This is a genomic window from Pseudomonas sp. PA1(2017) (assembly GCF_001945375.1).
In the GTDB taxonomy this organism is placed as follows: Bacteria; Pseudomonadota; Gammaproteobacteria; order Pseudomonadales; family Pseudomonadaceae; genus Aquipseudomonas.
The window spans coordinates 1602143-1628441 of record NZ_MSXU01000009.1 but is presented as its reverse complement, the minus strand read 5'-3'; the positions used below and the strand labels follow the sequence as shown (position 1 = coordinate 1628441).

At 64.2% G+C, this 26299-nt stretch carries 23 protein-coding genes; 18 read left to right on the top strand and 5 right to left on the bottom strand.

All coding sequences use genetic code 11. The features are described from left to right. Positions 1 to 2: 2 nt before the first annotated feature. From murD to lpxC, 9 genes are all read left to right on the top strand, one after another. Positions 3 to 1349, top strand: coding sequence for a UDP-N-acetylmuramoyl-L-alanine--D-glutamate ligase (gene murD / locus BVH01_RS14355; RefSeq protein ID WP_075930937.1), 1347 nt, complete (start codon positions 3 to 5; stop codon positions 1347 to 1349). Next, on the top strand, positions 1349 to 2569 hold the full coding sequence (ftsW, locus tag BVH01_RS14350; protein ID WP_075930936.1) for a putative lipid II flippase FtsW: 1221 nt from the start codon (positions 1349 to 1351) through the stop codon (positions 2567 to 2569). The genes murD and ftsW overlap by 1 nt, the downstream gene beginning before the upstream one ends. After that, entirely contained in the window at positions 2559 to 3629 is a 1071-nt protein-coding gene (murG, locus tag BVH01_RS14345; protein WP_075930935.1) for an undecaprenyldiphospho-muramoylpentapeptide beta-N-acetylglucosaminyltransferase, read from the top strand. The genes ftsW and murG overlap by 11 nt, the downstream gene beginning before the upstream one ends. 34 nt (positions 3630 to 3663) lie before the next feature. After that, the gene (murC, locus tag BVH01_RS14340; RefSeq protein WP_218189108.1) at positions 3664 to 5070 is read left to right on the top strand and encodes a UDP-N-acetylmuramate--L-alanine ligase; all 1407 of its coding nucleotides are present in this window, start codon (positions 3664 to 3666) and stop codon (positions 5068 to 5070) included. Beyond that, positions 5067 to 6017, top strand: a complete 951-nt coding sequence (locus BVH01_RS14335) for a D-alanine--D-alanine ligase (protein WP_075930933.1) — start codon at positions 5067 to 5069, stop codon at positions 6015 to 6017. The genes murC and BVH01_RS14335 overlap by 4 nt, the downstream gene beginning before the upstream one ends. A 2-nt stretch (positions 6018 to 6019) precedes the next feature. Next, the gene (locus BVH01_RS14330) at positions 6020 to 6874 is read left to right on the top strand and encodes a cell division protein FtsQ/DivIB (RefSeq protein ID WP_075930932.1); all 855 of its coding nucleotides are present in this window, start codon (positions 6020 to 6022) and stop codon (positions 6872 to 6874) included. Between the two features lie 22 nt (positions 6875 to 6896). Next, positions 6897 to 8144: a cell division protein FtsA gene (ftsA, locus tag BVH01_RS14325; protein ID WP_075930931.1), complete on the top strand. Its 1248-nt coding sequence runs from the start codon at positions 6897 to 6899 to the stop codon at positions 8142 to 8144. Between the two features lie 77 nt (positions 8145 to 8221). Continuing rightward, positions 8222 to 9412 carry a cell division protein FtsZ gene (gene ftsZ, locus BVH01_RS14320; RefSeq protein ID WP_075930930.1) on the top strand — a complete coding sequence of 397 codons (1191 nt, stop codon included), beginning with the start codon at positions 8222 to 8224 and terminating at the stop codon, positions 9410 to 9412. Positions 9413 to 9523: 111 nt separating this feature from the next. Beyond that, positions 9524 to 10435 (top strand): UDP-3-O-acyl-N-acetylglucosamine deacetylase, encoded by a 912-nt coding sequence (lpxC, locus tag BVH01_RS14315; RefSeq protein ID WP_013792645.1) that lies wholly within the window; start codon positions 9524 to 9526, stop codon positions 10433 to 10435. Positions 10436 to 10614: 179 nt separating this feature from the next. Here lpxC and BVH01_RS14310 read toward each other — a convergent pair whose 3' ends face one another. After that, complete coding sequence (locus BVH01_RS14310; protein ID WP_075930929.1) at positions 10615 to 11073, bottom strand: DUF721 domain-containing protein; 459 nt, start codon at positions 11071 to 11073, stop codon at positions 10615 to 10617. Positions 11074 to 11161: 88 nt separating this feature from the next. Between BVH01_RS14310 and BVH01_RS14305 the strand changes: the two genes are divergently transcribed. The 7 genes from BVH01_RS14305 to BVH01_RS14275 all read left to right on the top strand — a co-directional run bounded on the left by BVH01_RS14305 (position 11162) and on the right by BVH01_RS14275 (position 20088). Beyond that, a complete protein-coding gene (locus tag BVH01_RS14305; protein ID WP_075930928.1) occupies positions 11162 to 12088 on the top strand; it encodes a M23 family metallopeptidase in 927 nt (308 codons plus the stop codon). A 167-nt stretch (positions 12089 to 12255) separates the two neighbouring features. Then, positions 12256 to 14991: a preprotein translocase subunit SecA gene (secA, locus tag BVH01_RS14300; RefSeq protein WP_075930927.1), complete on the top strand. Its 2736-nt coding sequence runs from the start codon at positions 12256 to 12258 to the stop codon at positions 14989 to 14991. Between the two features lie 255 nt (positions 14992 to 15246). Then, complete coding sequence (argJ, locus tag BVH01_RS14295) at positions 15247 to 16464, top strand: bifunctional glutamate N-acetyltransferase/amino-acid acetyltransferase ArgJ (RefSeq protein ID WP_075930926.1); 1218 nt, start codon at positions 15247 to 15249, stop codon at positions 16462 to 16464. Positions 16465 to 16601: 137 nt separating this feature from the next. Then, entirely contained in the window at positions 16602 to 17234 is a 633-nt protein-coding gene (locus BVH01_RS14290; RefSeq protein WP_075930925.1) for a glutathione S-transferase family protein, read from the top strand. Then, a complete protein-coding gene (locus BVH01_RS14285; RefSeq protein WP_075930924.1) occupies positions 17231 to 18181 on the top strand; it encodes a Nudix family hydrolase in 951 nt (316 codons plus the stop codon). Before BVH01_RS14290 ends, BVH01_RS14285 begins: the two co-directional genes overlap by 4 nt. Positions 18182 to 18251: 70 nt before the next feature. Further along, positions 18252 to 19181, top strand: a complete 930-nt coding sequence (locus BVH01_RS14280) for an AEC family transporter (protein ID WP_075930923.1) — start codon at positions 18252 to 18254, stop codon at positions 19179 to 19181. Between the two features lie 22 nt (positions 19182 to 19203). Then, positions 19204 to 20088: a pseudouridine synthase gene (locus tag BVH01_RS14275; RefSeq protein ID WP_075930922.1), complete on the top strand. Its 885-nt coding sequence runs from the start codon at positions 19204 to 19206 to the stop codon at positions 20086 to 20088. On the opposite strand, the gene BVH01_RS14270 is transcribed toward BVH01_RS14275, so the two are convergent. Genes BVH01_RS14270 through BVH01_RS14255 form a run of 4 tightly spaced genes read right to left on the bottom strand, consistent with a single transcriptional unit; the run spans position 20078 to position 24593 of the window. After that, a complete protein-coding gene (locus tag BVH01_RS14270) occupies positions 20078 to 20653 on the bottom strand; it encodes a cob(I)yrinic acid a,c-diamide adenosyltransferase (protein WP_075930921.1) in 576 nt (191 codons plus the stop codon). The two genes, BVH01_RS14275 and BVH01_RS14270, sit on opposite strands and share 11 nt — an antisense overlap. Before the next feature lie 19 nt (positions 20654 to 20672). Next, entirely contained in the window at positions 20673 to 22676 is a 2004-nt protein-coding gene (locus tag BVH01_RS14265; RefSeq protein ID WP_075930920.1) for a HAMP domain-containing sensor histidine kinase, read from the bottom strand. A gap of 46 nt (positions 22677 to 22722) precedes the next feature. Beyond that, positions 22723 to 23634: a putative 2-dehydropantoate 2-reductase gene (locus BVH01_RS14260; protein ID WP_075930919.1), complete on the bottom strand. Its 912-nt coding sequence runs from the start codon at positions 23632 to 23634 to the stop codon at positions 22723 to 22725. Next, the gene (locus tag BVH01_RS14255; protein WP_075930918.1) at positions 23631 to 24593 is read right to left on the bottom strand and encodes a response regulator; all 963 of its coding nucleotides are present in this window, start codon (positions 24591 to 24593) and stop codon (positions 23631 to 23633) included. Before BVH01_RS14255 ends, BVH01_RS14260 begins: the two co-directional genes overlap by 4 nt. Positions 24594 to 24855: 262 nt before the next feature. Here BVH01_RS14255 and BVH01_RS14250 point away from each other — a divergent pair, with 262 nt between their 5' ends. Together BVH01_RS14250 and BVH01_RS14245 are read left to right on the top strand one after the other, a co-directional pair. Then, positions 24856 to 25335, top strand: a complete 480-nt coding sequence (locus tag BVH01_RS14250) for a YajQ family cyclic di-GMP-binding protein (protein WP_075930917.1) — start codon at positions 24856 to 24858, stop codon at positions 25333 to 25335. Between the two features lie 116 nt (positions 25336 to 25451). Next, positions 25452 to 26288 (top strand): mechanosensitive ion channel family protein, encoded by an 837-nt coding sequence (locus BVH01_RS14245; RefSeq protein ID WP_075930916.1) that lies wholly within the window; start codon positions 25452 to 25454, stop codon positions 26286 to 26288. The last annotated feature ends 11 nt before the right edge of the window (positions 26289 to 26299 follow it).

The following is a 26299-nucleotide window of genomic DNA, read 5'->3' as shown; positions in this document are numbered from 1 at the left end:
GCATGAGCCTGATCGCTTCCGACCAATTCCGCATCGTTGTCGGCCTCGGCAAGAGCGGCATGTCCCTGGTGCGCTACCTCGCGCGCCAGGGCGTGCGCTTCGCCGTGGCCGACACCCGTGCCAATCCGCCGGAGCTGAGCACCTTGCGTGAACAGTTCCCACAGGTCGAAGTGCGTTGTGGCGAGCTGGACGTGGAATTCCTCAGCCGTGCCAGCGAACTGCTGGTCAGCCCCGGCTTGGCCGTGGCTACGCCGGCTCTGCAGGAAGCGGCCAAGCGCGGCGCCAAGCTTTCCGGCGATATCGACCTGTTCGCTCGCGCGGCGAAGGCGCCGATCATCGCCATCACCGGTTCCAACGCCAAGAGCACCGTGACCACCCTGGTAGGTGAGATGGCGGCAGCGGCGGGGCGCAAGGTCGCCGTGGGCGGCAACCTGGGCACGCCGGCGCTGGATCTGCTCGCCGACGACGTGGAGCTTTACGTCATCGAGCTGTCCAGCTTCCAGCTGGAAACCACCGAGCTGCTCAACGCCGAAGTGGCCACCTGCCTGAACGTCAGCGAAGACCACATGGATCGCTACGCCGATCTGCCGGCTTATCACCTGGCCAAACACCGCATCTTCCGGGGCGCGCGGCAAGTGGTGGTCAATCGTGACGATCCGCTGTCGCGGCCGATGATCGCCGATCAGGTGCCGTGCTGGAGCTTCGGCCTCGGCAAGCCGGACTTCAAGCGTTTCGGCCTGCTTGAGGAAAACGGCGAAAAATACCTGGCCTATCAGTTCGAGGCGCTGCTGCCGGTGCGCGAGCTGAAGGTGCGTGGCGCCCATAACCAGTCCAATGCCCTGGCGGCGCTGGCGCTCGGCCATGCCGTGGGCCTGCCGATGGCCGTCATGCTCGATACCCTCAAAGCCTTCACCGGTCTGGCGCACCGCTGCCAGTGGGTTGGCGAGCGCAGTGGCGTGAGCTACTACGACGATTCCAAGGCCACCAACGTCGGTGCTGCGCTGGCGGCCATCGAAGGCCTGGGCGCCGACATCGATGGCAAGCTGGTGCTGATCGCCGGTGGCGACGGCAAGGGTGCCGATTTCTCCAGCCTGCGCAAGCCGGTCGCCGCTCATTGTCGCGCCGTGGTGCTGCTTGGCCGCGATGCCGACAAACTGGCCGCGGTGCTGGATGGCGCGGTGGAAATCGTGCGCGCCGACAGCCTGCAGGCTGCCGTCGACCAGGCTGCCGCGCTCGCCCAAAGCGGCGATGCGGTACTGCTGTCGCCGGCCTGCGCGAGCCTGGACATGTTCAAGAATTTCGAAGAACGCGGGCGCCTGTTCGCCCAGGCCGTGGAGGCGCTCGTCTGATGCTGTCCTTCCTGCGTCCGTATCCGTCCCCGCTTCTCGGCCGCCGTGGCCTGGACATGGACTTCCCGATGCTCGCCGGCTGCCTGGCGCTGCTCGGCCTCGGTCTGGTGATGATTTCCTCGGCCTCCACCGAAGTGGCGGCGGTGAATACCGGCAGCCCGCTGTACTACATGATTCGTCACCTGATTTATCTGGCCATCGGCCTGGGTGCCGCTGGCGTGGTGCTGATGATTCCGCTGGCCACCTGGCAGCGCCACAGCTGGTTGCTGCTACTGATCGCCATCGCCTTGTTGGTGATGGTGCTGCTGCCCGGCATTGGCCGCGAGGTCAACGGTGCCAAGCGCTGGATCGGTTTCGGGGCCTTCAACATCCAGCCTTCGGAGATCGCCAAGGTATTCGTGGTGCTTTATCTCGCCGGCTACCTGGTACGTCGCCAGGAAGAGGTGCGCGAAAGCTGGGCGGGCTTCTTCAAGCCGTTCGTGGTGTTGCTGCCCATGGCCTTCCTGCTGCTGCTCGAGCCCGACTTCGGGGCGACCGTGGTGATGATGGGCGCGGCCATGGCCATGCTGTTCCTCGGTGGCGTCGGCTTGTTCCGTTTCCTGCTGATGGTAGCTCTGGCGGTTGGCGCGGTATTCGTGCTGGTGCAGAGCCAGGAGTACCGCCTGCAGCGCCTGATCACCTTTACCGACCCTTGGGCCGACCAGTACGGTTCCGGCTACCAGCTGACCCAGGCGCTGATCGCCTTCGGGCGTGGCGAATGGCTGGGTGTCGGTCTGGGCAACAGCATTCAGAAGCAGTTCTACCTGCCCGAAGCACACACCGACTTCGTGTTCTCCGTGCTGGCCGAGGAACTGGGCCTGGTCGGTGCGCTGGCAACCGTCGGCCTGTTCGTGTTCGTCAGCGTGCGCGCCTTGTACATCGGCCTGTGGGCCGAGAAGGCCAAGCAGTTCTTCTCGGCCTATGTGGCTTTCGGCCTGGGCTTCCTGTGGATCGGCCAGTTCCTGATCAACATCGGCGTGAACATCGGTCTTTTGCCCACCAAGGGATTGACCCTGCCGTTCCTGAGTTACGGCGGCAGCTCCCTGGTGATCTGCTGCGTCAGCCTGGCGCTGTTGCTGCGCATCGAGTGGGAAGCGCGCAATGGTCTGGGCAGCGAAGACGTCGAGTTCGACGAAAGCGACTTCCCCGAGCCCGAGCGGGAGGTGCAGCATGGCCGGTAACGTACTGATCATGGCGGGTGGCACCGGCGGGCATGTGTTCCCGGCGCTGGCCTGCGCCCGTGAATTCCAGGCACGCGGCTACCGCGTGCACTGGCTGGGCACGCCGCGTGGCATCGAGAACGAACTGGTTCCGGCTGCCGGCCTGCCGCTGCACCTGATCAACGTCAGTGGCTTGCGGGGCAAGGGCAAGCTGTCGCTGCTCAAGGCGCCGCTGCAGCTGCTCAAGGCGCTGTTCCAGGCCCGCAAGGTGGTGCGCGAACTGCAGCCGGTCTGCGTGCTCGGCATGGGCGGCTACGTGACTGGCCCGGGCGGCCTGGCAGCCAAGCTGGCCGGCGTGCCGCTGATCATTCACGAGCAGAATGCCGTGGCCGGTACCGCCAATCGCAGTCTGGTGGCATTCGCCAGCCGGGTCTGCGAGGCTTTCCCCGATACCTTCGCCGCGTCGGACAAGCGCCGCACCACCGGCAACCCGGTACGCGAAGAGCTGTTCCTGGAAACGCCGCGCGATGCGCTGACCGGTCGTCGGCCACGCCTGCTGATTCTGGGTGGCAGCCTGGGCGCCGAACCGCTCAACAAGTTGCTGCCAGAGGCACTGGCGCAGGTGTCCGCCGAATTGCGCCCGGAGGTCTTCCACCAGGCCGGCAAGCAACACGCCGAGGTGACCGGCGAACGATACAACGCAGCGGGCGTCGAAGCGCAGGTCGCGCCCTTTATCGGCGACATGGCCCGCGCCTACGCCTGGGCCGACCTGGTGGTCTGCCGCTCCGGTGCGCTGACCGTCAGCGAATTGGCTGCCGCCGGCCTGCCGGCTTTCCTGGTGCCGTTGCCCCACGCGATCGACGACCACCAGACGCGCAACGCCAGCTATCTCGCGAAGGACGGTGCCGCCGTTCTTCTGCCACAACGCTCCACTGACGCTGCCGATCTGGCAGCGCAGCTGACCGAGGTCTTGATGCACCCCGAACGACTCAAACAAATGGCCAGCACCGCACGTCGCCTGGCCAAGCCTGATGCTACCCGTACCGTCGTCGATGTCTGCCTGGAGGTGGCCCGTGGCTAAATCCCCCGCAGCGGTCAAGGCAGAAGTGCGGCGCATGCGTCGTATCCGCCGCATTCACTTCGTCGGCATCGGCGGCGCCGGCATGTGCGGTATCGCTGAAGTCCTGCTCAACCTGGGCTACGAAGTGTCCGGTTCCGACCTGAAGACCTCGGCCGTGACCGAGCGCCTGGAAAACTTCGGTGCACAGATCTTCATCGGCCACCGTGCCGAAAACGCCGAGAGCGCCGACGTGCTGGTGGTCTCCAGCGCGATCAACACCTCTAACCCGGAAGTGGCGACCGCGCTCGAGCGCCGCATTCCCGTGGTGCCGCGCGCCGAAATGCTCGCCGAGCTGATGCGCTATCGCCATGGCATCGCCGTGGCCGGCACCCATGGCAAGACCACCACCACCAGCCTGCTGGCCTCGGTGTTCGCCGCTGGTGGCCTGGATCCGACCTTCGTGATCGGCGGCCGCTTGAACGCTGCCGGCACCAACGCCCAGCTCGGTTCGAGCCGCTACCTGATCGCCGAAGCCGACGAGAGCGACGCCAGCTTCCTGCACCTGCAGCCCATGGTGTCGGTGGTGACCAACATCGACATGGATCACATGAGCACCTATGAGGGCGACTTCAACAAACTGAAGAAGACCTTCATCGAGTTTCTCCACAACCTGCCGTTCTATGGCTTGGCCGTGCTGTGCGTGGACGATCCGGTGGTACGCGAGATCCTCTCTCAGGTCGGCCGCCCGACGGTGACCTATGGCTTCAGCGAAGATGCCGACGTGCGCGCCATCAACGTGCGCCAGCAGGGCATGCAGACCTTCTTCACCGTGCTGCGCCCCGACTGCGAGCCGCTTGACGTGTCGGTGAACATGCCGGGCAATCACAACGTGCTCAATGCCCTGGCAACCATCTGCATCGCTACCGATGAAGGCATCAGTGACGAGGCCATCGTCCAGGGGCTGTCGCAGTTCCAGGGCGTCGGTCGACGCTTCCAGGTGTATGGCCAACTGCCGGTCGAAGGCGGTGAGGTGATGCTGGTCGACGACTACGGTCATCACCCGCGCGAAGTGGCGGCAGTGATCAAGGCCGTGCGCGGCGGCTGGCCGGAGCGTCGCCTGGTGATGGTCTATCAGCCGCACCGCTACAGCCGTACCCGCGATCTGTACGACGATTTCGTGCAAGTGCTGACTGACGCCAACGTGCTGCTGCTGATGGAGGTCTACCCGGCCGGCGAAGAGCCGATCCCCGGTGCCGACAGCCGTCAGCTGTGCCACAGCATTCGCCAGCGCGGTCAGCTGGACCCCATTTATATCGAGCGCGGCGCCGACCTGGCACCGCTGATCAAGCCGCTGCTGCGTGCTGGCGACATCCTGCTTTGCCAGGGCGCCGGTGACATCGGCGGCGTCGCCCCACAACTGCTGCAGAGCCCGCTGTTCAGCGCGCAAGGTCAACGCAAATGAGTGCCGAAACCCTGAAATCCCAACTGCCGGTAGCGGCATTCGGCCGTGTTGCCGTGCTGTTCGGTGGCAAGAGCGCCGAGCGTGAGGTATCGCTGAAGTCCGGCAATGCCGTGCTTAGCGCACTGCAGAGCGCTGGCGTCGAGGCATTCGGCATCGACGTGGGTGACGACTTCGTTACCCGCCTAGGCAGCGAGAAGATCGACCGCGCCTTCATCGTGTTGCATGGCCGTGGCGGTGAAGATGGCAGCATGCAGGGCCTGCTCGAGTGCGCCGGCATTCCTTATACCGGCAGCGGCATCCTTGCCTCGGCGCTGGCCATGGACAAGCTGCGCACCAAGCAGGTGTGGCAAAGCCTCGGCCTGTCCACGCCGCGCCACGCCGTGCTGGCCAGCGCCGACGATTGCCATCGCGCCGCTGACGAGCTGGGCTTCCCGCTGATCGTCAAGCCGGCGCACGAAGGTTCCAGCATCGGCATGGCCAAGGTCGGCGACGTGGACGCCCTGATCGCCGCCTGGCAGGACGCCGCCTGCTACGACAGCCAGGTGCTGGTCGAGCAGTGGATCCATGGCCCGGAGTTCACCATCGCCATGCTGCGTGGCCAGGTGCTGCCACCGATCGCCCTGGGCACCTCGCACAGCTTCTACGACTACGACGCCAAGTACCTGGCCGATGACACCCAGTACCGCGTGCCTTGCGGCCTCTCGGCCGACAAGGAGGCCGAGCTGAAGGCCCTGACCGCGCGCGCCTGCGAGGCCGTCGGTACCCAGGGTTGGGCACGCGCCGATGTGATGCAGGACGCCGATGGGCGTTTCTGGTTGCTGGAGGTGAACACCGTTCCGGGCATGACCGACCACAGCCTGGTGCCGATGGCGGCCCAGGCAGCCGGTCTGGACTTCCAGCAACTGGTGTTGGCGATTCTCGCCGACAGCGTCGAGGCACGGGGGTAAGCATGGGCGCCATCCTTCGTCATCAGCCAGGTTCAGGCACGCCGGTACGCGGCAAGGCCGTGCCGCGCGGTGCGAGCCGCCTGGTGGCCAAGGAGCCGATCAGCGTGCGTTTGCCGCGGCCGAACTTCAGCCTGTTCAAGCGTCTGACCTGGCCGGTGATGCTGCTGGTACTGGGCTTTGGCGCCTATGAACTGTCGTTGCGCCTGCTGCCTTACGCCGATCGGCCGATCGCCAAGATCAGCGTGGAAGGCGACCTGAGCTACATCAGCCAGCAATCGGTGCAACAACGCATTGAACCTTTTGTCAGCGCGAGCTTCTTCAGTGTCGACCTTGTCGGTATGCGCCACGAACTGGAGCAGATGCCATGGATCGCCCACGCCGAAGTTCGCCGTGTGTGGCCCGATCAGGTGGTGGTGCGACTGGAAGAGCAACTGCCAATCGCCCGCTGGGGCAACGAGGCGCTGCTCAACAACCAGGGCCAGGCGTTCGCGCCCAAGGAGCTGGCGCATTACGAGAATTTGCCGCAACTGTACGGCCCGAAACGGGCCCAGCAACAAGTGATGCAGCAGTATCAGGTGCTGAGCCAGATGCTGCGCCCAATGGGATTCACCGTGGCACGCCTGGAGCTGCGTGAGCGTGGTAGCTGGTTCCTGTCTACGGGGCAGGGTATCGAAGTGCTGCTGGGGCGCGACCATCTGGTGGAAAAAATACGTCGTTTCGGCGCCATCTACAGCAAGGCGCTGAAGGATCAGAAAGACAATATCGCGCGGGTCGATCTGCGCTACGCCAACGGCCTGGCCGTCGCGTGGCGCGAGCCGCCGGCATCGGCAGCGGTCGATACCGCTGCGGTGCAGTGAATAGAGAGAGAAGGCAGGAAACATGGCAAACGTGCAGAGCGGCAAGATGATCGTCGGCCTCGACATCGGTACCTCCAAGGTGGTGGCGCTGGTAGGCGAAGTGACCGCTGATGGTCAGCTGGAAATCGTCGGCATCGGTACTCACCCATCGCGCGGCCTGAAGAAGGGCGTGGTGGTCAACATCGAGTCCACCGTGGCGTCGATCCAGCGTGCGGTCGAAGAGGCCCAGCTGATGGCCGGCTGCCGCATCCACTCGGCATTCGTCGGCGTGGCCGGCAATCACATCCGCAGCCTGAACAGCCACGGTATCGTTGCCATCCGTGACCGTGAGGTCAGCAACGCCGACTTGGAGCGCGTGCTGGATGCCGCCCAGGCGGTGGCCATTCCTGCCGACCAGCGTGTGCTGCACACCCTGCCGCAGGACTACGTGATCGATAACCAGGAAGGCGTGCGCGAGCCCCTGGGCATGTCCGGTGTGCGTCTGGAAGCCAAGGTGCACGTGGTCACCTGTGCAGTGAACGCGGCGCAGAACATCGAGAAGTGCGTGCGCCGTTGCGGCCTGGAAGTCGACGACATCATCCTCGAGCAGCTGGCTTCCGCGTATGCGGTGCTGACCGACGACGAGAAAGAGCTGGGCGTGTGCCTGGTCGATATCGGCGGCGGCACCACCGACATCTGCATCTTCACCGAAGGCGCGATCCGTCATACCGCGGTGATCCCGATCGCCGGCGACCAGGTCACCAACGACATCGCCATGGCGCTGCGCACCCCGACCCAGTACGCCGAAGAGATCAAGATCCGTTACGCCTGCGCCCTGGCCAAGCTGGCCGGTGCCGGTGAGACCATCAAGGTGCCGAGCGTCGGTGATCGTCCGCCGCGCGACTTGTCGCGCCAGTCCCTGGCCGAAGTGGTCGAGCCGCGTTACGACGAGCTGTTCACCCTGATCCAGGCCGAGCTGCGCCGCAGCGGCTACGAGGATCTGATCCCGGCGGGCATCGTACTCACCGGTGGTACGGCGAAGATGGAAGGCGCGGTCGAGCTGGCCGAAGAGATTTTCCACATGCCGGTTCGCCTCGGTGTACCCCACAGCGTCAAGGGGCTCAGCGATGTGGTCCGCAACCCGATTTACTCGACGGGCGTTGGCCTGTTGATGTATGGCCTGCGCAAGCAGTCCGACGACATCCCGATGCCCGGCAATGGCGGGTACGGTGATGAAACCAAGGCACCCGTTCTGGAGCGGCTCAAGCGCTGGATCCAGGGCAATTTCTAATGTGGGCGACGCGGCACGGGCGTGTGCGGCGTCACCGGCAGTAGGCGTTAAAAACTAGAAAATACAGGAGAGAGACCATGTTTGAACTCGTAGACAACCTTCCGCAAAGCGCGGTCATCAAGGTTATCGGTGTCGGTGGTGGCGGTGGCAACGCAGTCAACCACATGGCCAAGAGCAACATCGAAGGCGTCGAATTCATCTGCGCCAACACCGATGCTCAGGCACTGAAGAACATCGGCGCACGTACCGTGCTGCAACTCGGTACTGGCGTTACCAAGGGTCTGGGCGCTGGCGCCAACCCGGAAGTCGGCCGTCAGGCCGCAATCGAAGACCGTGAGCGCATCGCCGAAGTGCTGCAGGGCTGCGACATGGTGTTCATCACCACCGGCATGGGCGGCGGTACCGGTACCGGTGCGGCGCCTGTGATCGCCGAAGTGGCCAAGGAGCTGGGCATCCTCACCGTTGCGGTGGTCACCCGTCCATTCCCGTTCGAAGGCCGCAAGCGTATGCAGATCGCCGACGAAGGCATCCGCGCGCTGCAGGAAAGCGTCGACTCGCTGATCACCATCCCCAACGAGAAGCTGCTGACCATCCTCGGCAAGGACGCCAGCCTGCTGTCCGCCTTCTCCAAGGCCGACGACGTGTTGAGCGGCGCCGTGCGTGGTATCTCCGACATCATCAAGCGTCCGGGCATGATCAACGTCGACTTCGCCGACGTGAAGACCGTGATGAGCGAAATGGGCATGGCGATGATGGGCACCGGCTGCGCCAGTGGTCCGAACCGTGCGCGTGAAGCCACCGAAGCGGCCATCCGCAACCCGCTGCTCGAAGACGTCAACCTGCAGGGCGCCCGCGGCATCCTGGTGAACATCACCGCCGGCCCGGACCTGTCCCTGGGTGAGTACTCCGATGTGGGTAACATCATCGAACAGTTCGCTTCCGAGCATGCCACCGTCAAGGTCGGCACCGTGATCGATCCGGACATGCGTGACGAGCTGCACGTGACCGTGGTCGCCACTGGCCTGGGTGCGCGCATGGAGAAGCCGGTCAAGGTGGTCGACAACACCGTACAGGTCGCCGCTGCTCAAGCCGTAGCGCCGGTAGCCGCTCCGGTTCGCGCCGAGCAGAACGTCAACTACAAAGACTACGAGCGCCCGACCGTTCAGCGTCAGAGCCATGGTGGCGCTGCCACTGCGGCAAAAATGAACCCGCAGGACGACCTGGATTACCTGGACATTCCGGCATTCCTGCGTCGTCAGGCGGATTAATGAAATCTATCAGGAGCATAAAGGTGATTGGTGTTCAGCAAAGGTCGGTTCTGCTATTATCGCCAGCCTTTGTTGAAAACAATTCGCACCTAGCGTAAAGCGGCCAGACCCATGATCAGACAACGCACCCTGAAGAACATCATCCGCGCCACGGGTATCGGCCTGCACTCCGGGGAAAAGGTTTACCTGACCCTGAAGCCGGCTCCGGTGGATACCGGTATCGTGTTCCGCCGTACCGACCTCGACCCTGTGGTGGAGGTCAAAGGGCACGCCCTGAACGTCGGCGAGACCACCATGTCGACCACGCTGGTCAATGGTGATGTCAAGGTGGATACGGTGGAGCACCTGCTCTCGGCCATGGCTGGCCTGGGCATCGATAACGCCTACGTCGAGCTCTCTGCCTGTGAAGTGCCGATCATGGACGGCAGTGCGGGTCCCTTTGTTTTCCTGATTCAGTCGGCTGGTCTGCAGGAGCAGGACGCCCCCAAGAAGTTCATCCGCATCACCCGTGAAGTGACCGTGACGGACGGCGACAAGCGCGCCACCTTCGTTCCGTTCGATGGCTTCAAGGTGAGTTTCGAGATCGACTTCGATCACCCGGTATTCCACGACCGCACCAAGACCGCGAGTGTCGATTTTTCCAGCACCTCGTTCGTCAAGGAAGTCAGCCGTGCCCGCACCTTCGGTTTCATGCGTGATATCGAATTCCTGCGTTCGCACAATTTGGCGCGCGGCGGCAGTGTGGACAATGCCATCGTGGTGGACGAAGACGGTGTGCTCAATGAAGACGGCCTGCGTTACGAGGACGAATTCGTCAGGCACAAGATTCTCGATGCGATCGGTGACCTCTATCTGCTCGGCAACAGCCTGATCGGTGAGTTCCGCGGCTACAAATCCGGCCATGGCCTGAACAATCGTCTGCTGCGAGCCTTGATCGCACAGCCAGATGCTTGGGAAACGGTGACGTTCGAAGACGCCGACACTGCTCCGATCTCTTACATGCGCCCGGCTGCGGCGGTGTAAGGCACTCTCTCCTAGTTTTATCTCTTTCAAGGCCACCTTCGGGTGGCCTTTTTTTATGCCGCGATCAAGTGGCCGACAGACGGCTACGGAGGCATACGATGCGCGCCAGGCGTGCATCGGTTATCGGGCTGTCATTTTCATGGCGTTCGCGGTCTGGCGGATCTAACCAGCTGATGGGTTTAGGAATGGCTGCGGCGACGATGACTGGCGAGACGCTCCAGAGCGGCTTTCAGGCGCGGATCACTGACCCCTTCGGCGGTTTCCTGGATGCTGTCGGCGGCGCTGTCGGAGAGCTCGAAAGGCCGTGGTGCCTCGCGTTTCTCGCCGCTCGAAGGTTGCACCTTGAAGAGGATTTTCGTTAAGGTCGCGAACGTTTCGAGCGCCTGCAACTGTCGTTGCAGGCGTTTTTGCTGATAACGCAGCCGAGTCGCCCAGTGGCCATCGGTGACGATCAGCAGCAGACAGCCTTCCCGCCACGATGCCACGCGACAGTGTTCACGGGCGGCAGGCTGCAGCTGGCTTTCCACCACCTGCTGCAGGTGGTCGAGGCGTTGAGCCTGGTTGAACAGGGCTTTCAGCGGCTTCGCCTCGCGCAGTAGCGCGGCGGGCGCCTTGGCCGGCAAGGGACGAAAACTCATGGCAGGAAGCCTGCTACGTTTTGGGGCCGTCATGGTAGCAGAACCTCTGCTGACCGCTCGGGTTCCGCTTTTTTCAGATGGGGATGTCATGCACATCATTTTGCTCAGCCGACGCCATGGCGCCGCGCGCTCGCTCAGCCTCGATCTGCGCTGGCTTTTGGCCGGCCTGGGGTTGTTGACCGTGCTGGCGGTGGGGGGCGGTGCGGCACTGGGTGCCTGGATGGCGCCGCAATCGGCGCCTGTATTGGACAGCGCCGTGGTCAGCCAGGCACTCGATGCCCAGCGCGAAGAGGTCGGCGCGGTTCGCGTCGACGCCCAGCGCCAACTGGATGCTTTCGCCGCCCACGTTGCCGAACTGCAGGCCCGCCTGACCCGGCTCGATGCTCTGGGTGAGCGGCTTACCGAGCTGGCCGAGCTGGACGCCAGCGAATTCGATTTTTCGCTGGGTGTAGGCCAGGGCGGCCCGGAAGAGCCGATTGGCGGGGCGGCTTATGCGCCGCCGCCGTTCATGAGTACGCTCGATGAGCTGGCCCTGCGTATGGACAGCCGCGAGCAGCAGCTCGAAGTGCTGGAGCAACTGCTGGCTGACCGTCGTCTCGACGAGGCGACCATGTTGTCCGGCCACCCGGTCCTGCAGGGCTATGTATCTTCGCCGTTCGGCCGGCGCATCGATCCGCTGACCGGGCGCATCAGCGTGCACAAGGGTGTGGACTTCGCCGCCAAGGCGGGCAGCGACGTGGTCGCGGTCGGTGCCGGTGTGGTGACCTTCGCCGGGCGCCGCAACGGCTACGGCAATACCGTGGAAATCAGCCACGCCGATGGCTACGTCACCCTGTATGCACACAACCGCAGCAACACCGTGCAGGTCGGCGATCTGGTCCAGCGCGGTCAGGCGATCGCCACGGTCGGCAGTACCGGGCGTTCCACCGGTAATCATGTGCACTTCGAAGTCACCCGCAACGGTGAGCTGGTCAATCCGCACAGTTATATCGCCCGCGTCAGCGACGAGCCCTGATCGAGCCGGCCAAGGCCGGCTCGCACTGCGCCGATGGCCCTGTGCCAATCGCGCTCTTTCTTCAATTCCGTTTCCGGGTAGAATGCCCCCTTCGCACGCAGCCATAAGGGCTGCATGGGCGACTCACGGGGCCGCCCTCCATTCATAGCGTGGAAGATCCTGTCGATATGTTTGCGCCTTTGTTGAAAAAACTCTTTGGAAGCAAGAACGAGCGTGAAGTCAAACGCATGCTCAAGGCGGTTCAGGCCGTCAATGCATTCGAGGAGCAGATGCTCGCGCTCTCCGATGAGCAACTGCGTGCCAAGACCGAAGAATTCAAGGCCCGCCTGGCCAAAGGCGAAACCCTGGATCAACTGCTGCCCGAAGCCTTTGCCGTAGCCCGCGAGGCGGGTAAGCGCGTCATGGGCATGCGCCACTTCGACGTCCAGTTGATCGGCGGCATGACCCTGCACGAAGGCAAGATCGCCGAGATGCGTACCGGTGAGGGCAAGACCCTGGTCGGTACCCTGGCCGTGTACCTCAATGCCCTGGAAGGCAAGGGCGTGCACGTGGTCACGGTCAACGACTACCTGGCCCGCCGAGACGCCAACTGGATGCGCCCGCTGTACGAATTCCTCGGCCTGTCGGTCGGTATCGTCACGCCGTTCATGCCGCCGGAAGAAAAGCGCGCTGCCTACGCTGCCGATATCACCTATGGCACCAATAACGAATTCGGTTTCGACTACCTGCGCGACAACATGGCCTTCAGCCTGGAAGAGAAATTCCAGCGCGAGCTGAATTTCGCGGTGATCGACGAAGTCGACTCGATCCTCATCGACGAAGCCCGTACCCCGCTGATCATCTCCGGTCAGGCTGAAGACAGCTCGAAGATGTACACCGAGATCAACCGCCTGATTCCTCGCCTCAAGCAGCACATCGAGGAAGAAGAGGGCGTGGTCACCCAGCAAGGCCACTACAAGGTCGACGAGAAGAGCCGCCAGGTCGAGCTCAACGAAGACGGCCATCAGGTCATCGAAGACATGCTGACCCAGGCCGGTCTGCTGGCCGAGGGCGAGAGCCTCTATTCGGCGCATAACCTGGGCCTGTTGACCCACGTCTACGCTGGCCTGCGCGCCCACACCCTGTTCCACCGCAACGTCGAGTACATCGTGCAGAACGGCCAGGTCATCCTGATCGACGAGCACACCGGTCGTACCATGCAGGGCCGTCGCCTGTCCGAAGGCCTGCACCAGGCCATCGAAGCGAAGGAAGGCGTGCAGATCCAGGCCGAAAGCCAGACCCTGGCCTCGACCACCTTCCAGAACTACTTCCGTCTCTACACCAAGCTGTCCGGCATGACCGGTACCGCGGACACCGAAGCGTTCGAATTCCACCAGATCTACGGTCTGGACGTGATGGTCATCCCGACCAACAAGCCGATCGCCCGTAAGGACTTCAACGACCTGGTGTACCTGACCCAGGAAGAGAAGTACGCCGCGATCATCACCGATATCAAGGAATGCCAGGCTCAGGGTCGTCCGATCCTGGTCGGTACCGCGACCATCGAGACCTCCGAGTACGTGTCGCGCCTGCTCGAGCAGGAAGGCATCGAGCACAAGGTGCTCAACGCCAAGTTCCACGAGAAGGAAGCCGAGATCATCGCCCAGGCCGGTCGCCCCGGCGCGCTGACCATCGCCACCAACATGGCCGGTCGTGGTACCGACATCCTGCTCGGCGGCAACTGGGAAGTTGAAGTCGCTGCCCTCGAGAATGCCACCCCTGAGCAGGTCGCGCAGATCAAGGCCGACTGGCAGAAGCGCCACCAGCAGGTGCTGGAAGCCGGTGGCCTGCATGTGATCGCCTCCGAGCGTCACGAGTCGCGCCGCATCGACAACCAGTTGCGCGGCCGTGCCGGTCGCCAGGGAGATGCCGGTTCCAGCCGCTTCTACCTGTCTCTCGAAGACAGCCTGATGCGCATCTTCGCCTCCGACCGCGTTAAGAACTTCATGAAGGCCCTGGGCATGCAGCCGGGCGAAGCCATCGAGCACCGCATGGTGACCAACGCCATCGAGAAGGCGCAGCGCAAGGTCGAAGGCCGCAACTTCGACATGCGCAAGCAACTGCTCGAATACGATGACGTGGCCAACGAGCAGCGCAAGGTGATTTACCACATGCGCAACACCCTGCTGTCCGCCGACAACGTCGGCGAGACCATCGAGGACTTCCGCCAGGAAGTGCTGGACAGCACCATCAATGCTCACATGCCGCCGCAGTCGCTGCCCGAACAGTGGGACATCGCGGGTCTGGAGGAAGCGATCTACGCGGGCTTCAACCTGCGCCTGCCGATCCAGCAGTGGCTCGACGAAGACGACAAGCTGTACGAAGAAACGCTGCGCGAGCGCATCCTCAAGGAACTGGTGGACGCCTACAACGAGAAAGAAACCCAGGCCAGCGCCGAAGCCCTGCGTACCTTCGAGAAGCAGATCCTGCTGCGCGTGCTCGACGACCTGTGGAAAGACCACCTGTCGACCATGGATCACCTGCGTCACGGTATCCACCTGCGCGGCTACGCCCAGAAGAACCCGAAACAGGAATACAAGCGCGAGTCCTTCACCCTGTTCCAGGAGCTGCTGGATTCGATCAAGCGCGACACCATTCGGGTACTGTCCCACGTGCAGGTTCGACGTGAGGATCCGGCCGAGGAAGAGGCCCGTCTGCGCCGCGAAGCCGAAGCCATGGCCCAGCGCATGCAGTTCCAGCACGCCGAAGTGTCCGCGCTCGAAGAGCCGGAAGCCGAAGGCCAGGACGGCGATGTCGCCGTGGCGACCGCCCCGGTACGTGCCGAGCAGAAGATCGGCCGCAACGAGTTGTGCCCCTGCGGTTCCGGCAAGAAGTACAAGCACTGCCACGGTCAGGTCAACTGAGAACCTGAACACGACTAGCTGCGCGTCGGCCCTGCGGCGTTGAAAACAGGCTCGGAATGCTCATGTACAAAAGTACACTCCGCTTCCTCGCCTGTTTTCGCGGGGCCGCCTAGGCCTTGCAGGTCTCTAGCTCGCAAGGTCGTGATCAGGTTCTTTACCTGAGCTGTAAAATCCCAACGCCGCGAGGGCTAGCCCTTCGCGGCGTTTTCGCATCGAACATGCTGTGCCCATCCACCTAATTCGAGGAGCTTCACCATGGCTGTTGGTCTTGGCCCGCTGTCTACCCTGCATCCGGTTCCAGGTTTCGAGCTGGGCATCGCTTCCGCCGGCATCAAGCGCCCGGGGCGCAAGGATGTGGTGGTGATGCGCTGTGCCGAGGGCAGCAGCGTGGCGGGGGTGTTCACCCTCAACGCGTTCTGCGCGGCGCCGGTGATCCTGGCCAAGAAGCGAGCGTCCGGCAGCGTGCGCTACCTGCTGACCAATACCGGTAATGCCAATGCCGGTACCGGCGAGCCGGGCCTGCAGAACGCCATGCGCACCTGCGCCAGCCTGGCCGGCCTGGCCGGCGTCGATGAGAGCGAAGTGCTGCCGTTCTCCACCGGGGTAATCGGTGAGCCGCTGCCAGTCGAGAAGATTGAAGGCGCTCTGCAGGCCGCGCTGGACAACCTCTCTGAAAACAATTGGGCCGATGCCGCCACCGGCATCATGACCACCGACACGCTGCCCAAGGGTGCCAGCCGCCAGTTCACCCATGAGGGCGTGACCGTCACCGTTACCGGCATAAGCAAGGGCGCGGGCATGATCAAGCCGAACATGGCCACCATGCTCGGTTACATCGCCACCGACGCCAAGGTCGCCCAGGGCGTGTTGCAGGACCTGCTGCGTGATGCCGCGAACAAGTCGTTCAACCGCATCACCATCGACGGTGATACGTCCACCAACGACTGCTGCATGCTGATCGCCACTGGCAAGGCGGCCCTACCGGAAATCACCCAGGCCAGCGGCGCGCTGTTCGCCGCGTTGAAGCAGGCGGTATTCGAGGTGTGCATGGACGTGGCTCAGGCCATCGTCCGTGATGGCGAAGGCGCTACCAAGTTCGTCACCGTGCAGGTCAACGGCGGGGCGACGCACCAGGAATGCCTGGACGTCGGCTATGCGGTTGCCCATTCTCCGCTGATCAAGACCGCGCTGTTCGCCTCCGACCCCAACTGGGGGCGCATCCTCGCCGCCGTCGGCCGTGCCGGCGTGGCGCAGCTGGACGTCAGCAAGATCGACGTGTTCCTGGGCGAAGTATGCATCGCCAGCAAGGGTTGCCGCGCCGCGACCTACACCGAAGAGCAGGGCTCCGCGGTGATGGCCGAAGAGGAAATCACCATCCGCATCGAGCTGGGCCGTGGCACCTGCAGCGAGACCATCTGGACCACCGATCTGTCCCACGAGTACGTGAAGATCAACGCCGAATACCGCACCTGAGCCTCGTGCCGGTCGCCGACAGGGCGGCTGGCGCGTTCATTCCGCTCGTGCATGGCCCCATGAGCGAGCGGAATTTGCCTTGCCGGCAGCCAACGGCGAAGCTGTCGTTCTGTTCCTTCTGATCGCTGGAGAAATAGATGTCGCTCGAATTGGTGATAGGCAACAAGAATTACTCGTCCTGGTCGCTGCGCGGCTGGCTGCTGCTCGATCTCAGCGGCGCGGCGTACCGGGAAACCCTGGTGCCGCTGTTTCGGGCCGACACCCACGCAAGGCTGCTGGAGCATTCGCCCACCGCCAAAGTGCCGGTGCTCAAGACCGAGGATGCCGGGGTGATCTGGGATTCCCTGGCGATCGCCGAATACCTGTCCGAGCGCTTTCCCGAGGTGGCACTGTGGCCGCGTGATGTGGCTGCCCGTGCCATGGCCCGCTCGGTCTGCGCGGAGATGCACAGCGGCTTCGGTGCGCTGCGCAGCCACATGCCGATGGACATGCAGCGCAATGCGCCGCTGGCCAGCGTGGCGGACGACGTCAAGCACGATATCCAGCGTGTCGTCGCGTTGTGGGCCGGCTGCCGCCAGCGCTTCGGCCAGGGCGGTCCATACCTGTTCGGCGACGTCAGTATTGCCGACGCCTATTTCGCCCCGGTCGCCAGCCGGTTGCGCAGCTACGGCGTGCAACTTCCGGCGGATGCAGCGGCCTATGTGGACACCATTTTTCAGTGGCCGGCGTTCCAGCGCTGGCTGCAGGATGCTTTGAAGGAGAAGACGTGAAACGCGTGCATGTAGTGGCCGCGGTAATCCGCGGTGACGATGGCCGGATCCTGATCGCCAAACGCCCTGATGACAAACACCAGGGCGGGCTATGGGAGTTCCCAGGCGGCAAGGTCGAGGAGGGCGAGGGCGTTCTGGCGGCGCTGTCGCGCGAGCTGCACGAGGAGCTGGGCATTACCGTCGAGGCGGCGCGGCCGCTGATCCAGGTGCGCCACGATTACAGCGACAAGCATGTGCTGCTGGATGTCTGGGAAGTCAGCCGCTTCGCGGGTGAACCCCACGGCGCCGAAGGCCAGCCGCTGGCGTGGGTCAGCGCACGGCAATTGGGCGATTATGAATTTCCTGCCGCCAACCGACCGATCGTCGCCGCTGCTCGGCTGCCCGAGCATTACCTGATCACCCCGGAAGGCCTGGACGGCCCCGAGCTGCTGGCTGGCGTGCGTGCAGCGATTGCCAGCGGCATTCGCCTGATCCAGCTGCGGGCGCCAGCGATGTTCGATGCCCAGTACCGTGACATCGCCGTGGACGTCCAGGGGCTTTGTGCCGGCAAGGCGCAGTTGATGCTCAAGGGCCCGCTGGAGTGGCTGGGCGATTTCCCCGCAGCCGGCTGGCACCTCACTGCCGAGCAGCTACGCAAGTACGCCAGCAAGGGCCGCCCACTGCCCGAGGGCCGCTGGCTGGCTGCTTCCTGCCACAATGCCGAAGAACTCGAGCTGGCCTCGCAAATCGGTGCCGATTTCGTCACCCTGTCGCCCTTGCAGGCCACCGCAAGCCATCCCGATGCCCTGCCGCTGGGTTGGGAGCAGGCGATCGAGTTGTTGAAGGGCTTCAACAAGCCGTGCTACCTGCTCGGCGGTGTGGGGCCGCAGCAGGTCGAGCAGGCCTGGCAGGCCGGTGCCCAGGGCGTAGCCGGGATTCGTGCGTTCTGGCCCGAGCGTCAGCGCTGACGGCTGCGCTTGTGTGAGCAGGCCGTAGCGCCTACCCTGCGGCGTCCTGTTTTCGAGTGATCCACGGCCCATGGCCTCCGTTCTCAACGTCATCCTGCCGATCTTCGCGCTGATCCTTGCCGGATTCGCCTGCCGGCGCCTGGGCCTGCTGGGTGCCACCGCCGCCTCGGAGATCAACCGCATGGTGGTCTGGCTGTGCCTGCCGGCGCTGCTGTTCGAGGCGATGGCCACCGTGGTATGGGACGAGATCTGGCAGCCCGGCTTCATCCTCGCTTATGGCATCGCCACCCTGGGGCTCTTCGTTCTGGTACTGCTGGTAGCCCTGCGTCGTACCGGCAGCCTCGCCGACGCCAGCGTACGTGGGCTTAGCGCCTCCTACGCCAACACCGGCTACATGGGCATTCCGCTGTGCCTGCTGGTATTCGGCGATGCCGGTATGGAGCCGGCGCTGATCGCCTGCCTGATCGTCATCTGCGTGCTGTTCGCCCTGGCGGTGGTGTGCATCGAAGTGGGCCTGCAGAACGAGAAGAGCCTGCTGGCTGCGGTGCGCAAAGTTGCTGTCGCCCTGATCAAGAACCCCATCGTCATGGCGCCGCTGCTCGGTGGCCTGTGGGCGGCTACGGCGCAGCCGCTGCCGGCGCCCCTGCACCAGTTTCTCAAATTGCTCGCTGCTGCCACCGGGCCCTGCGCGCTCATCGCCCTTGGCTTGTTCCTGGCTGAAAAGCACGCAGGGCCGAAGCAGCGCGGCACTGGCCTGGTACTGATCAAGCTGGTCGCTCATCCACTGATTACCTGGGTGTTGGCCGTCTACGTGTTCCGCCTGCCGCCGATGTGGGCCCACGCCGCGCTGCTGCTCAGCGCGTTGCCGACCGGTACCGGGCCGTTCATGCTCGCCGAGTTCTATCGCCGTGACGGTGCCGAGGTGTCGAGCACCATCCTGTTGTCGACGCTGGGCTCGCTGGTGACGCTGTCGATCTGTATCTACCTGATCGCGCCCTGACTACCGCGCCTGGAGCCTCCGCATGCCACCATCCGATCAGCCGACCCTGCGCCCCAGCACCCTTCACCTGCCTGCCGGTGACTGGGCGACGGTGCTTGACTGCCTTTGCGCGCATTTCTCGGCGATTCCACGGGACGTCTGGCTCGAGCGCATGGCCCGCGGCCGGGTGCTGGACGCCGTAGGCGCGCCCATCGGCGTCGATCACCCGTATCGGGTCGGCCTGCGCGTGCACTATTTCCGAGAGGTGCCCGCCGAGCCGCTGATTCCCTTCGAGGAAGCCATCCTGCATGTCGATGAGCACATTCTGGTCGCCGACAAGCCGCATTTCCTGTCGGTGATGCCGGCCGGCGCCTACGTCGAACAGACCTTGCTGGCGCGGCTGGTCAAGCGTACCGGCAATGCCGATCTGGTGCCCCTACACCGCATCGACCGGCACACCGCCGGGCTGGTGCTGTTCTCCTGCAACCCGCACACCCGCGGGCGCTACCAGGCAATGTTTCGCGAGCGCGCCATCGACAAGCGCTACGAGGCGCTGGCTGCTCCCTTGCCGGCGCTGCAGTTTCCGCTGCTGCGCGAAACGCGTTTCGAAGCCGGGGAGCCGTTCTTTCGCATGCGCGAGGCGCCGGGGGTGGCGAACACTCGCACGCGTGTCGAGGTGATCGAGAAGCGCGCCGAGCACTGGTTGTACGGTCTGCAGCCGGTCACCGGCAAGAAGCATCAGTTACGGGTGCATATGGCAGCCCTGGGCGCGCCGATCCTCAACGATCCGTTCTATCCCGAAGTCAGCTGCGCCGAGGGTGAGCCCGACGACTACGAGCGGCCGCTGAAGCTGCTGGCCCGTGGGCTGTCGTTCAGTGACCCGCTGAGCGGCGAGCTGCGCCGCTTCGAGAGTCGCCTCAGCCTTTGACGGCGGCCTGCCAGAGCACTTCGTCGATGCCCTGGCGCCTGGCGATCAGCCGCGCGGCCACGAACAGCAGGTCGGACAGCCGGTTGATGTAGGCCAGCAGCTCACCGCGCAGCGGCTCTACGGCATGCAGCTGGCCGCAGCGTCGCTCGGCGGTGCGGGCGCTGCTGCGGCACAGGTGGGCCTGGGCGATCAGCCGTGAGCCGCCGGGCAGGATGAAGTTGGTGAGCGGCCCGACTTCCTCGTTCCAGCGGTCGACGGCCGCTTCCAGGCGCTCGATCTCGGCGCCCTGCAGCGCGTGGTACTCGGGCATCGCCAGCTCGCCACCGAGGTCGAACAGGCGATGCTGGCAGGGCGCGAGCACCTCGACCAGTTCGCCGAGCCCCGGGTGGTTCGCCTGCTGCTCGAGCAGGTCAGCGAGGAGCAGGCCGAGCTGGCTGTTGAGGGTGTCCACTTCGCCGATGGCTTCGATGCGCGGATGATCCTTGGCGACGCGACGGCCATCGGCCAGGCCGGTCTGCCCGGCATCGCCGGTGCGCGTGTAGATTTTCGAGAGTCGATAACCCATGGAGCCTCCGTGGCGATGATCAGTTGCCTACGCCCAATGGCAGGCGCAGGGTGAAGCAGGTGCCCTGGCCGGTGCGCGAGTGCACCTCCATCTGGCCCTTGTGGTTGTTGGTGACGATGAAGTACGAGACCGAGAGCCCCAGGCCGGTGCCCTGGCCGACTTCCTTGGTGGTGAAGAACGGTTCGAAGATACGCTTGCGCACGGCTTCGGGGATGCCCACACCGTTGTCCTCGACCTGCACTTCGGCCCACGGCGGCGCCAGGCGCGTACGCAGGATCAGCTTGCCGGGGACGCTGTCGTCGTCGCGCAGGTGGATGGCCTGGGCGGCGTTCTTCAGCAGGTTGAGCAGCACCTGTTCCAGTTCGTTGGCGATGCCGGGGATCGGCCCCAACTGTGGGTCGAATTCGCGCTGAATCAGCAGGCTCTTGAAGTCGAAGCTTTCGGTCAGGTCGAAGTCGTTGCTGGCGATCTCCACGGCCTGGTCGATCAGCGCCGGCAACTGGCAGGGCGCCAGCTGCCGGTTGCTCAGGCGGCTGAAACTGAGCATGTGGGTGACGATCTTCGAGGCCCGCGCGCCGGCCTGCTGGATGCCGTCGAGCAGCATGGGAATTTCCCGGGCACTCAGGTAGCGGTCGATGGCCGGCAGGCTGACGCCGGCCAGTTCGGCCTGCTCCTGGTTGCGCGGCAGTTCCGGCGACAGGCGCCGGCGGATGTTCTGCACGTTGTGCAGGATGGCGCCCAGCGGGTTGTTGATCTCGTGCGCCATGCCGGCCGCCAGGCCGCCAACGGAAAGCATTTTCTCGGACTGCACCATGACCTCTTCGAGATTCAGGCGCTGGGTGATGTCGTCGATTCGGATCACCACGCCACGGCCGATGCTGCCGATCAGCGGGTAGAAGGTCAGGGCGTAGTGGTGGGGCTCGTCATCGCGAATCCAGGTGACGCGTTCGATCTTCTCTACCCGGTGCTGCTCGGCGGTGCGCTTGAGTTTGGACAGGTACGGCTTGAGCAGTGGGAAGGCGAGGAACACTGGCTGGTTGACCGCCTCGTCGATGGAGGTACCGGACAGCGCGCTGGCCTCCTGATTCCACTGCGCCACGTAGAGCTGTTCGTCCAGGGCGATCAGCGCCGAGGGCATGGAGTCGATGATGCTGTTGAGGTAGTTCTGGAAACCGGTGAGCTTCTTCTCGATCTTGCTGCGCACCTGCACTTCGAGTTCCAGCTTGCGGTTGGACAGGCGCGTCTCCTCGGCCAGGCCGCGGGCCTGGTTGTAGGCCTCCTCGGAGTCGTCGCGGGCGCGCTTGAGTTGTTGCTCGCGCGCCTCGATACGTTCGAGCATGGTGTTGAAGGCCTCGGCCAGGCTGCCGATTTCGTCGCGGTTGCCGCGTCGCGCGCGTAACGAGTAGTTCTCTTCACGGGTGACTTGGCGGGTCAGCTCTTCGAGGCGCTTGATCGGGCTGGTGACCAGGCGGCGGATCTGCCGCGCCACCAGCAGCCAGAGCACCAGGCTGAAGCCGAGGATCACCAGGCTGGCGGTCACGGTGCCGGTGTAGAAAGCGCCCGGCAGCTCGCTGGAGGCGACCAGCAGCAGGTGCCCGGGCGGCGCATCGGCCTGGGGCAGTTCGATCAGCTGGTTGGCGCGAAATTCGCCAATGCGCCAGTTGTCCAGGGCATCGACCTGGGTGGGCAAATCGAGTTTTTCGCCACGCTGCAGTTGCGCCATGCTGTTGCCGGCGGCGTCGTAGATCACCGCTGCGCGCAGCGGGCCATAGCCATCCAGGCGTTTGAGCAGCTCATGGGCCGCCTCGCGCGAACTCAGGGCCTCACGGCTCAGGGCCGGGGTGGCGAACAGCCGGCCGAGGGTCTGCAGTGCCTGGGGAGCGACGCTTTCCTGGGAGATCCAGTAGGCCGCGCTGATGAAGGTCATGTTGGCGACCACCAGCACGGCGGCCAGCAGGACCAGCAGCGCCGCGAGCAGTTTTCGGCCAACGGGAAGGTTCTTCAGGCGGTGGCGCAGGCGCATGGGCGTGTTTCGTGGTGGCAGGTGAGGGCGCAGGTTAGCGCGTGACTCAATAGCGCGGCAATCCGTGGCGGTCCAGATGCTCGAGCAGTTGCCGGTACACGGCGTTCAGGTGTGGCACCTGCAGCGCTGCGCGCTCGGCGGCGGCGCAGGCGTAGCCGAGCAGGTAGCTGATTTCGGTGCGGCGACCGGCGGCCACGTCCTGGTACATGGAGGAGTAGTTGGCAGCCGTGGCCTCGATCACCCGCCATACGTCCCGTTGCAGATCCTGGGCGGCGTCAGCCCGGCCACAGCCGCGCAACAGTCCGTCGAGTTCGGCGCACAGAGCATCGACCTGATCGCGGTGGCGGGCCAACTCGCCATTGCGACAGCCGTGCAGCACGGTCAGCGGGTTGATGGCGCAGTTGAGCGCCAGCTTGCGCCATAGCCGCGCCAGAATGTCCAGGCTCCAAGTATGCGGAATCTGGCTGCGCTGCAGATCGTTCAACCAGCCTGGCGCTGTTGCATCGAGCGGATCGCCGATCCAGGTGTGGCCCTGGCCGGCGAACACCGCCCGCCAGTCACCATCGCGAAAGGCACCCTCGGTGCTGGAGGCGGGCAGGCAACGGCGGCCGGGTAGCTGCACGGCCACTTCGTCCTGGCTGCCCAGGCCGTTCTGCAACAGGATCACCTCGGCCTCCGGCGTCAGCCGGTGGGCGACTGCGGCGATGGCTTCGACGGCGTCGTAGGCCTTGCAGGCCAGCAGAAGACGGTCGATGGGCGCCTGCTCGTTCAAGTCACTGGCGGATATGGCGTACAGGCTGGCCTGGCCCTGTTCGACGAGCGTCAGCCCGCCCGCCTGGCGGTAGGCGGCCAGGCGCTGCGGGTCACGGAGAATCAGCTGCACCGGTACGCCGGCGCGAAACAGGCGGGTGGCCCACAGGCTGCCCAGGCTGCCGGCGCCGAGTACGTGCCAGCTCATGTGCGCGGCAGGCGTACGGCGGTCACGCGGCCGCTGGCATGGGCTTCGGGTAACAGTCGTGTGGCCAGGTCGAGCAGTTGCTGCTGCTCCATCGGCATGGCCTTGCTGTCCAGCCCGACCACGGCAATGCCGGCCTTGAGGCTGATGAAGCCTTCGCTGGTCTTGAAGGCCTTGAGGTTGAGCCCTTCGTGCAGGCGCTTGAAGCTGCTCGGCGAGCATTCCTGCAGGTCTTCGAGCAGGGTGATCAGCGCGAAATGGCGGTCGTCCAGGCTCACCAGCACGTCCAGCGGGCGCACCAGCTGTTGCAGGCGACGGGCCACGCTGCGCAGCAATTCGTTGTAGAAGGCCTTGCCGTGGCGTGCGCCCAGCTCATCGGCGCCCTGCAAGCCGATCAGCAGGTAGCACAGCGCGCCGCCGCGCGATTCCACCTGGCGAAGGCTGTCCGCCATCTTCTGCTTCAGGTAGCGGGTGTTGCCCAGGCCGGTCAACGGGTCGACCAGGTTGCGCTCTTCCAGGCTGGCGATGTTCTGCACCAGCAGGGCGTTTTCCTGGAGCAGGCGCTGCAGGGTACTGCACAGGCGTTCGGCGGCGAATACCCGCGGCAGCAACTGTTCGTTCATGGCCGACTTGCTGATGAAATCATCGACGCCGCGGTCGAAGGCTTCGTTGAGCACGTTCTCACCTTCCTTGCCGGTCAGCAGGATGATGTAGGTGTAATGCTCGGCCGCCTCGTCGAGTTGGCGCACCCGTCCGGTCAGCTCCAGGCCGTCCATTTCGGGCATCAGCCAGTCGGCCAGCAGCACGCTGGCGGGGCGTTGTTCGAGGTTGCTGATGGCTTCGGCAGCGCTGCTGGCGAAGCGAATATCCTGATATCCAGCCTGGCTCAATGCGCGCCCGATCATGGCGCTCGAGAACTTGGCATCGTCCACCACCAGAATACTGAGATGGGGGTTGGGCATGTTTTTTATGGCACTCGCTGGCAGGAAAACGGGTCGAGGGAAGGGGAGTAACCAATACAACGCCGAGCGGTCTGTATCAGAGCGGATATAATGATCGCGCCAATTTTATCGTCAAGCCATCCGCGCGATTTGCGCAGAACTTATTCTCGATCTCGCGAACTGGCGCCCAGCACGATGCAGCTCGCGTCGCTGCACAGGTGGCAGCCGGAAGGCGAATCGGAAGCAGCGCTGCCCGGTCGCGCTTTATATCTGGAGGAATTCCATGCCCTCGTTCGACGTGGTCTCGGAACTGGACAAACACGAACTCACCAACGCCCTGGACAATGCCACCAAAGAGCTGGAGCGGCGCTTCGACCTGCGCGGCAAGTGCAGCTTCGAGGTCAAGGACAAGGCCGTCACGCTGACCGCCGAAGCCGATTTCATGCTCGAGCAGATGCTCGACATCATTCGTGGCTGCCTGATCAAGCGCAAGATCGACAGCCAGTGCATGGAAACCAAGGACCCCTACGCGTCCGGCAAGGTGGTCAAGCAGGAAGTCGAATTCCGTGAAGGCATCGACAAGGAGCTGGCCAAGAAGATCGTCGCCCACATCAAGGAAGCCAAGCTCAAGGTGCAGGCCGCCATCCAGGGCGAGCAGGTGCGCGTCACCGGCAAGAAGCGCGACGACCTGCAGGAATGCATCGCTTCGCTGCGTGGCAAGGACTTCGGCATGCCCCTGCAGTACAACAATTTCCGCGACTGATACGGCGGGGTTTATTGAACCCCGGCGAACGGCGGGCGTCGCAATTTCGTGAACGCCCGTGCAAACGCCATGGCTTGCCATGGCGTTATCGTTTGAATTGCTAGAAGGAATACCCGATGGATATGAGCATCGACCAGCTGGTCGTGATGTCGCAGGCCTGGATTCCGGTATTGCTGCAGTACAGCGGCAAGCTGGCCCTGGCCATCGTTACCCTGCTGATCGGCTGGTGGCTGATCAGCAAGCTGACAGGCAAGGTCAGCGCCCTGATGGACGGCCGCAAGGTCGATCGCGCGCTGAGCAGCTTCATCGGCAGCCTGGCGAGCATCGTGCTCAAGGTGCTGCTGATCATCAGCGTGGCGTCGATGATCGGCGTGGAGACCACTTCGTTCATCGCGGTGATCGGTGCAGCCGGCCTGGCCATCGGCCTGGCGCTGCAGGGCAGCCTGGCTAACTTCGCCGGCGGCGTGCTGATCATGCTGTTCCGCCCGTTCAAGGCCGGCGACTTCATCGAGGCTCAGGGTGTTTCCGGTTCGGTGGACTACATCCAGATCTTCCACACCGTGCTGCGCACTGGCGACAACAAGGTGGTGATCGTGCCCAACGGTACCTTGTCCAACGGTATCATCACCAACCACTCGCGGCAGAACACCCGCCAGGTGCTGTACGACGTGAAGCTCGACTACGACGCCGACCTGGCCAAGGCTCGCGAAGTACTGCTGGAGCTCTCCAAGGATGCGCGCGTGCATCAGGAACCGGCGCCGGTGGTGGTGGTATCCAACCTGGGCGAAACCTCGATCAACCTGTCGCTGCGCATGTGGACGGCAGCCGGCGACTACTGGCCGGTGATCTTCATGCTCAACGAGAGCGTGCGTGATCGTCTGCGCGCCGAGGGTGTCGAGCTGGCGCAGCCGCCGCGCCTGGTGCAGATGGTGCAGCAGGGCAAGGCCGGCTGAAACGCGGCCCG